The sequence below is a fragment of the Azospirillum sp. TSO5 genome, assembly GCF_003116065.1.
GTDB lineage: Bacteria > Pseudomonadota > Alphaproteobacteria > Azospirillales > Azospirillaceae > Azospirillum.
The window spans coordinates 43,445-52,093 of the sequence record NZ_LGQY01000133.1 but is presented as its reverse complement, the minus strand read 5'-3'; the positions used below and the strand labels follow the sequence as shown (position 1 = coordinate 52,093).

General features: G+C 61.6%; 4 protein-coding genes. All 4 read left to right on the top strand.

Annotated elements, in window-relative coordinates; translation table 11 throughout:
• The first annotated feature begins 1,219 nt into the window (after positions 1-1,219).
• The 4 genes from TSO5_RS28590 (at position 1,220) to TSO5_RS28575 (ending at position 8,622) form a co-directional block, all read left to right on the top strand.
• The gene (locus tag TSO5_RS28590) at positions 1,220-4,798 is read left to right on the top strand and encodes a hypothetical protein (RefSeq protein ID WP_136705938.1); all 3,579 of its coding nucleotides are present in this window, start codon (positions 1,220-1,222) and stop codon (positions 4,796-4,798) included.
• A 206-nt stretch (positions 4,799-5,004) separates the two neighbouring features.
• A complete protein-coding gene (locus TSO5_RS28585) occupies positions 5,005-5,730 on the top strand; it encodes a DsbC family protein (RefSeq protein ID WP_136705939.1) in 726 nt (241 codons plus the stop codon).
• Positions 5,730-8,180 (top strand): type IV secretion system protein TraC, encoded by a 2,451-nt coding sequence (traC, locus tag TSO5_RS28580; protein WP_109154787.1) that lies wholly within the window; start codon positions 5,730-5,732, stop codon positions 8,178-8,180. Before TSO5_RS28585 ends, traC begins: the two co-directional genes overlap by 1 nt.
• Positions 8,152-8,622, top strand: coding sequence for a hypothetical protein (locus TSO5_RS28575; protein WP_136705940.1), 471 nt, complete (start codon positions 8,152-8,154; stop codon positions 8,620-8,622). The genes traC and TSO5_RS28575 overlap by 29 nt, the downstream gene beginning before the upstream one ends.
• Positions 8,623-8,649: the final 27 nt, after the last annotated feature.

Here is an 8,649-nt window from a genome sequence, read left to right as displayed (position 1 = left end):
CTCCTTCTCGCGAACCACAACCAGCCCAGTGTTGCGCTCGCAGGCACAGCTACAGGCTTCTTGCCGGTGGCGTGGAAGACTGCCGCATGGGGGGCCTGTGAAAACGCCTGTGGCGCGTCCAGCCGGTCGCGGTCGGTATGGTGTGAGCGCTCTGATGGAGTGACTGTTGCCGACAGCTTCTGCGGGGCCGGGAAGCCGGAGACGGTGGAAGCATGCACCAGTTACGCCAATTGCACCTATTCCTGGCGTAGCAACGATTGGGGAGCGTGTGCAAATGCTTGCGGCGGTTCCAGCCAAAGCCGCTCGGTCTGGTGCGAACGCTCTGACGGTGCCTCGGTCGATGGTGGCAACTGCGGGGGTGGGCGGCCGAGCGATACTCAGGGGTGTACCAGCTACTCAGGCTGTTCGTACTCCTGGGTAGCAGAGGGCTGGGGCGGGTGCTCTGCCTCATGCGGCGGCGGCAGCCAATCGCGGTCCGTCTGGTGCCGTCGCTCCGATGGCGCGTCGGTCGATGGCAGCAACTGCGGCTGGGGCGGCCGGCCAAACGACTCCCAGAGCTGCAACACTCAGAATTGCTGTGTTGGAAACATGGGTCAGAGCTGCTCACGATATTGGTGCCAACCCACTTACGCGGCTTCGTGCAGTGATTGGATTGCCACGCCGACTACGTGCGAGATGTACCGCGGCGGATGGATAACCTCCTGCTCCGACGGAGATAAAATCTGCTGTGGATTCAACGATGGGCATGTCCAGTGCGATGGCAGCTGCCAATGACTGCTGCCGAGCGGAGAACTGGCGCACGCTCCTCTGGTGGCGCTGCGCCAGCATTTGCGGCGCCTTCATCCGGGTGGCAGCAACACCCTGCGCCGGGGTTTGGCCGGTCGCTATTGCTGTTGGGCTCGTAGACCGAATGCTGAGGAGATTCAAAACTGTGCAACCGTTGACTTCCGCTACTAAGGGGAACTGGACCCGGCGCTGGCGACGGTGCATAGCGCAGGGCCTTAATAACGGTGGTCCTAACTTTGGAAGCGGTAAGCGACTAAGAAGCGCCGTCCTTGCCGCAGTATGGGCGCTTGGAGTGGCTCTGCCGACTACGAGTGGGGTTGCAATAGCGGAGAGCTATGGCGGCACAGCTCCTCACATCGATCATCGTGCAGGCGATGCGACGTCGTTCAGAGTGACCGGACCGGGGACCAATGTAACCGGCGACCCTGTGATCTTGACCCTCGCGAACCGCGCTGAGGGCTACAAGATCATCACCGATAATCCTCTCCCGTCATCCTGGGTGGGTGATTACAAGCTATCTGCGACGACCAAAGATGGGAATGGGGCGTCGGCCACCCGGGAGTGGACGATCACATATGCGCCACCCACTGTTCCTGTCGTGACCGCCACCGCCAATGAAATCTGGATCCCGGGGGTTCAGCACAGCTTTCGTAACGGCGCTCGCCTGAATCCGCTGACCACCGACGCCTGGAAACTCCCAAATGGGGTCACGCTTGGCGGCACGCACGAGATGCGTGTTTCAATGCACAAGGATTCAAATGTCTCGGTAGTGATAGCCGGCGTGAGGGTCAATCCCGGCGATGTGGGTGTTCCGATCGGCTCTTACGATTTCACCACCGCGTCGGGAAAGCTCTCGCTGCCTATGATGGCTGCGGAGGACGGGCGGGAGGGGCAGGCGCGGCTCTGGATTACCAGCGTCGCTCCGAACAGCCCTGGTGTTGATCTCCGGGTGAACACCTGGGTGCCGCACGTTGCCATGAAGGCTGAGTCTTGGTCCGTGCGCCAAGCATTTGACATGGCGAAGCTCAAGGTCGAGGCGATCATTGGAAACCGATGCGAACTGACGTCAAGCCGTTCGACCGCACGATCCAGTGACGTGCTCACCGCTCCGAAGTGCCTCGTTGAGTGGGATCCACTGCCGACCGACCTCAAGCCCGTAACCGCAATGACACCCATGGCGGAGGGACGCATGTGGGTCCACGGAGCGTACGACGTCGGCTACAAGATCAGCTTGGTCGATCCCAACGATGTGCAGGTGCGCGTAGCGTCCGGTACGGCGACACTCACAGTCACGCCCATCGGCAACCTTCTCGCCTACGAGCCGCAGCGTTCGTCAGATCGCGCCTACCGGCTGGTCCAGCCCCTGGAAGTGATGATGAAGCAGTCCGATGGCCCGGCCTGCGACACATATTGGAGCTATGAGGAGGCGGAGTATCGTTCCTCCGATGCGGTGGTGCGCTGCGCACTCACATGGACGGCGTTGCCCAACACGCTGTCCCAGGATCAGTATTGGGTGCGCCCCTATCTGAAAGGTTCGCTCGAGCAGGCCGGCACTCAGGAAGTGCGATGGAAGGTCGACGTCGTCACCCCGCTCGGCTCTAAGATCCCGGCTGGAGAAGGAGCGTTTACGTACAACGTGATTGAGCCCCCGGTGCCGGCAATCACCGAGGACATGCTGACCGTTCTGAAAGACGGTCTCTACGCGGTCTCCCGTGACGGGGGCTATGCGGGCAACTCTGTGATCAAAGGCGCTAACGCAGTCTACCGTATCTCGGTCGAACGCGGAGGCGAGGTGATCGAGGATGGTGAGTTCGACGCCTCCCCCTGGGGAGAGACGAGGGAGATACAGCGGCGCCTGAACGCGGTAGAGGCGGAGCTATGGAGCCGCACGCCCTGGACCGTGAGGGCCCGCTACTCCCAAATGCCCAATAACAAGTCCGAGCGCACGTTCGAACTGCTCGCTGTTCCGAATGCCAACATCAAGCCCGTCGTTACAGTGCCGACAACGTTCATGTTGGACACTCAAGACCTGCCGGTCGCGGTCGGCATTCGGGACGTTTACAAACAGGAGGCCGGCTACAATGCCGCCACGATGGGAGAGTGGGAGGTCCGCCTCGTCAAGTACATCGATTATCGGACGACCGAGCCGCTGACCGAATTCGTCTCGGCCGACAACGGCGACGTTTCGTTCACGCTGCCGGAAGGCACCTTCGACACCGGCTACGTCCGCCTTACCGCGGAGGCGCGCGTCAAGTCGCCGGTTCCGGAATACTCGCGCACCGAATTTGCGATCCGGCCGCTGAATCTCACCGTCGTCAAGGGCGGTGCGATCGGCGCCGGCCTAACGGCGCGTCGGATCACCGGTGAAGCGCCGCTCACCTCCATCTTTAGTCTCGCCCTCGATCACCGCCTGGACGCAACTGCGCTGGGCGCCGTGACGTGGCAGGTGAGTGCCGACGGCGGAGCGACGTGGAGCGTGGTCCCCCCGATGCGGAACAACAAGATGCGCCTGTCGTACACCTTCCCGAAAGGTGAGTACGATGTGCGTGCGGTCCTCCAGAACAAGTTCTCCGGCGCGGAACACACGACAGACCCGATCCATGTCATCGCTTATGACGTGCCGCAGGGTAAGTTGGATGGCCCAGAGCACGTTTTCCTCGGCGGCAACGGTCATTACAAGCTGCTGCTCACGCACAAGGGCGAGCCGGTGACTGACGAACAAGTCTCAGTCGAGTGGTCGCTGGATGCCGGGAAATCCTTCACCCCGGGCAAGCTCGAATTCAATGTGACCCGCGAGGCACCGGAGCGCATGGTTCTGGTCGCCCGCGCCCGCATGCTGGATGCACCTCCCGACGACCCGTTTGCGTGGCGTGAACTGCGGCGGCGCGTCAACTTCGTGCCGGTTCGCCCGCCGATGATCCGCATCGTCGGACCAGCCCGTGTCGAGTACCCGCAGACCGGCACGTTCCGCGGCGTGATGGGCCTGCCCTACCGGAACATGGATGTGGAACTGCGTGGGTGGTGGACGCTCCCCGACGGGACGCGTGTCGATGGTCCGATGCTGACCTGGGGGCCTACATCGGAGAATTTGGCGGCCGACACGGTGACCCTCACCTACCACGCTGAGATTGTGGGGTTCGACGGTACCTTGGGCAGCGAAGACAAGCGCGTGCGGGTTTGGGAATACGTCTGGCCGGAGTTCAGCCTGGAGCCGACCAGAAGCTCGCAGTATGCGCCGGCGGATGTGACGGTGCGCCTGCGCCAGATCGGGCGGCCCATGCAGCTCGACAACCCGACCTACAACTGGTCCCTGCCACCGGCCGCCACATTGCTCGAGGACGCCAACCAGACGATGCGCGTTGTCCGAACCGAGACGCCAGGGGCCTATCCGTTCTCCGCGTCCGTTTCCGACGCTCGCGGCCATTCGTCGACGGTGAACACGACGGTGAACATGCTTGCCGCACCGAACTACAACATGACGCTCGCCGTGTCCCCGTCCAACCCGTACTACCGAGCCCCTCTGGATCTAACGGTCAAGCCTTCGATCACGGGGGGCCATCCAAGCGACCGCATCACATCACTCGCATACTATCTGAACGGAGCGCCGACCGGGACCACAGGGTCCTATTCGAAGATGACCCTGGGCGAGGGCACACACACGGTGGAGGCGCGAGCGAAGACGCTGATGGGATGGAGCTTTGGGGCTTCGCAGACCGTCACCGTGGCGGCCAATACGCCCCCTCGCTGCACCGCCACCCTGCGGGAGTGGACGAGTGGCTGGATTTACTACGCCGATTGCCGCGACGACGATGGGCGTGTTGTAGGCTACCGCTGGACGCTCGATGGCGAACCGGTTGCCTTCAACTCGAACCGGATCTCGGTATCGAAGCTGTCCCGCAGCGATACCCCGGTTGTAACGCTGCGGGGAGTTGATGACTCCGGTGCGGAGTCACCTGAGGTGACGGCTGGGACCGAGGCCGAACCGGCGGAGGTTCCCCCGGCAACACCATAGCGCCGCCCCCAAGCGGTAAGGATGTAAGGCAAAGGTCCGGCTTATGGCGCCGGACCTTGTGGCCTCTCGCGCAATCATCTGCGCATGTTGTCAAGTCTGGTCACGCCTGAGAAAGACGCTGATTTCAGGCGTCTTTCGACGGCGCGAAGAAACCGCCGAAATGAGTAGCCTCCGAGCCAGAATTTCTCTGCACTTGGAGGATTACCGTGCGCGTCGCACTCGGACTTTTGGTCGCTCTTCTGGCCCTGTCCTGCAGCTTGGGCCCGGCCTCGGCCGAGACCGAGGCGCAGATCAACCGCAACGCCTTGACGGCCGGGATCACGGCAATGGAAAAGCTCCCCTCCGGAGGCTTTACTGCCGTTGAAGGCGAAGGCTTTCCCGGGATGGCCTTTATCTCCGACAATGGCCGCTATGTGCTGCGCGGCGACCTTTACGACACTTGGACTGGAAAGCGGGTGAACAACCTGGCCGACCTCCGCGACAACGCGAGCCGCGTCCAGCTCTCCAAACTGGGTGTGACGCCGGCCGAGTTGGGCGCATTCCGCTACGGTACCGGCTCGAAGGAAGTGACGATCTTTGTCGACCCCAAGTGCCCCTACTGCCACGGCATCTTGCAGCAAATGCCCGCGCTGGCAGGCAAGTACACATTCCAGGTCATCGTCGTTCCCGTCCTCGGCCAGGAAAGCGAGCGGCTGACGCGGATGGTGTCCTGCGCGACCGATCCGGCCGCGGCGCTTGCAGCGCTCATGGCCGGGCCAATCCGCGACAGCCTGCCGCAGAACGAAAACTGCAACCTGCTGCCCATCCAGAAGCGACTGGTGACGGCGCAGCTTGTCGGTGTGAAGGGGGTTCCCTTCATGATCGCGCCGGACGGCCGCACCAAGGGTGGGCTTCCCCAGGACCTCGACAGCTGGCTGGAGGGCCGCATCTGATGCCCCTGAACCAACGCTACAAGTCCGATCGATGCGGCGAGCTGTTGATGCCGCTCGCCTACGAGCCTGAAAGCGAGATCTTCTACTGCGCGGACCAAACCATCGGCTTCGGGTTCATGTGCCGGCCGCTCACCGCTGGCGATCCTAAGGCGGCCGAACGCCTCAACGTGATGCTAAAGGATGCGTGGCCGACCGACACCATCCTCCAGTTCATTCTGCTCGGTTCGCAGAACATTCAGCCGCCCCTGTTCCACATGCGCCAACTCCGGGCCGGACAAGAAGACCCGCTGCTGCTGGAGACGGTTGAGCAACGCGCAAAGTTCCTGACGGCCGGCGTCAATGACCCTGTGGAGAAGCGCAGCGGGCTACGCGTCCGTGACATCCAGCTTCTCGTCACGGTCAAACTTCCGCTGTCCGGCAATGAACCCACCCAGGCTGAGCTGGACCGGGCCAGCGAGCAGAAGGTGACGGTGCAGAAGAGCCTCGAGACGGTGGGCCTCTCGCCAACTCCCCTTACGTCGCAGGCATGGCTCGACGTGATGGTGCCGCTCATCAACCAGGGCAAGGATGCCTCCTGGCGCCTGGATGGAACCAGCGAAATCGAAACCGACAAGCTGCTGCGCGATCAGGTGTTCGACTACCAGACCGACCTGAAGGTGAACGCAAAGGGCTTGTCGCTCGGCGAAACCCGCGTTCGCACGCTGTCGATTAAGCGCTTTCCGCAGCGCATCTATTTCGGGCAGGCGGCAAACTTCATCGGAGATATGTGGGAAGGGATTCGTGGCATTCGCGTTCCCTTTATGATCAGCGCCAGCCTCCATTATCCGGACCCGCAGAAAGCTAAGGCGGGTCTTTCAACGAAGCGTCAATGGGCGACCAACCAGGCCATCGGCCGTATGCGCATCTTCGTGCCGAAGCTGGCGCACAGGAAGGACGACTTCGATGTCCTGTTCGAGGCGCTGGACGACGGTGACCGAACCTGCCGTCTCAGCCTCTCCATGACCCTGTTTGCTGACGATGACGACGCCGCCACGGGCGCTGTATCGACCGCTCAGGCCTATTGGGGCGAGATGGGCTACAACCTGCTGCCCGACAAGTTCTTCTGCCTCCCGATCTTTCTGAACGCTCTGCCGTTTGGTGCGGAGAAGAAGGCAATCAAAGAGCTATTCCGCTACAAAACCATGGCCACGCGTCAGGCGGTGCCGCTTTTGCCAGTGTTCGGTGATTGGCGAGGCACGGGCACGCCGGTCCTCAATCTCATCAGCCGCAACGGCCAGCTGATGTCACTGTCCTTGTACGACAGCACATCAAACTACAACACGACTATTGCGGCGCAGAGTGGCTCCGGTAAGTCGTTTCTGACCAACGAGCTAATTTCGTCAACGCTCTCGATGGGCGGGCGCGTATGGGTGATTGACGTTGGCCGATCCTATGAAAAATTGTGTGAACTGCTTGATGGTGACTTCATACACTTTGGCAAAGGCACCCCGATCTGCTTGAATCCTTTCGAGTTGATTCAAGCGATCGAAGATGGTGAAGACTTCGAGGATCAGGAGGATGTTCTCGTTGGTCTTCTCGCCGCTATGGCTGCTCCGACCGAAGGCCTCAGTGATCTGCAGACCCAGGAAATGAAACGGGCGCTGCACGAAACATGGGAGGCCAAAGGGAACCAGATGGTCGTGGACGACATGATCGAGTGGTTTCTGCGAGAAGGGGAGGCACGCGAAGACAATCGCATCAGTGATCTCGGGCATCAGCTCTACAGTTTTTCCAGAAGCGGTCAGTACGGGAAATACTTCAACGGCAAGAACAACGTTGCGTTCAACAATCGGTTTACCGTGCTGGAACTCGAAGAGTTGAAGGGGCGCAAGCACCTCCAGCAGGTCGTCCTTCTGCAGCTGATTTACCAAATTCAGCAGGAAATGTACCTCGGCGAACGCGATCGTCCGAAGCTCGTGATTATCGACGAGGCATGGGACCTGCTCATGCAGGGTGACGTTGCCAAGTTCATTGAGCATGGCTACCGCCGTTTCCGGAAATACGGTGGCGCGGCCGTAACCATCACGCAAGGTGTCGGTGACCTCTACGCAGCGCCGACCGGCCGGGCCATCGTTGAGAACAGCGCGAATATGTACCTACTGGGTCAGAAGCCAGAGGCGATTGACGCGCTGAAGAAAGAGAGCCGGTTGCCGCTCACCGAGGGTGGCTATGAACTGCTGAAAACCGTCCACACAGTCCCGGGCGAGTACTCGGAGATCTTTGCCATCACGTCGTACGGCTGCGGCATAGGGCGGCTCATCGTCGATCCGTTCCGCCAGCTGATCTACTCGACAAAGGCCGAGGAAGTAAACGCCATTAAGCGTCTGAGTGCGCAGGGCGTACCGGTTCGGGATGCAGTTTACATGCTTATCGAGGAGAGAAATGGTGGAAACCGCCGTTCCGCCGCCTGACGCACAGGCCGCCTCCAGCACCGGAACTGAGGGAGTGTCTTCTCCGTCTCCAGTGGAGCGCCAGAGCGCCTACCGCAAGCCGGACATTCTCGACGGTGTGCTCCGCTTCGTGCTTACCGTGGTGGTGAGCGTCGGTGTCGCCTACCTCGGGATGGGGCATCGAGTGGCGCTTCTAGAAGCGGAGGTCGCAGCCCGTCCCCCTGTCATCGTTGTCGACTTCACGAAAATGGCGACGGCCCTGAAGGGGCAGCCGGCCGAAGCTATAGAAATGGCGATGGGGCGGGTCCGCGGTGACATTCGCCGCCTTCAGGAAGATGGCTACATCGTGCTGGACGGCCAGTCGGTGCTCGCGGCCCCGGACGGGGCGATGATGATGCCAGCTGCCGCCAAGTCGGACTCGCCACCAGCACCGCAAGCAGGCGGCCAGGAGAAGAGGAAGTGACAGGCGCCGCCGCACGCCGGCGGGAGC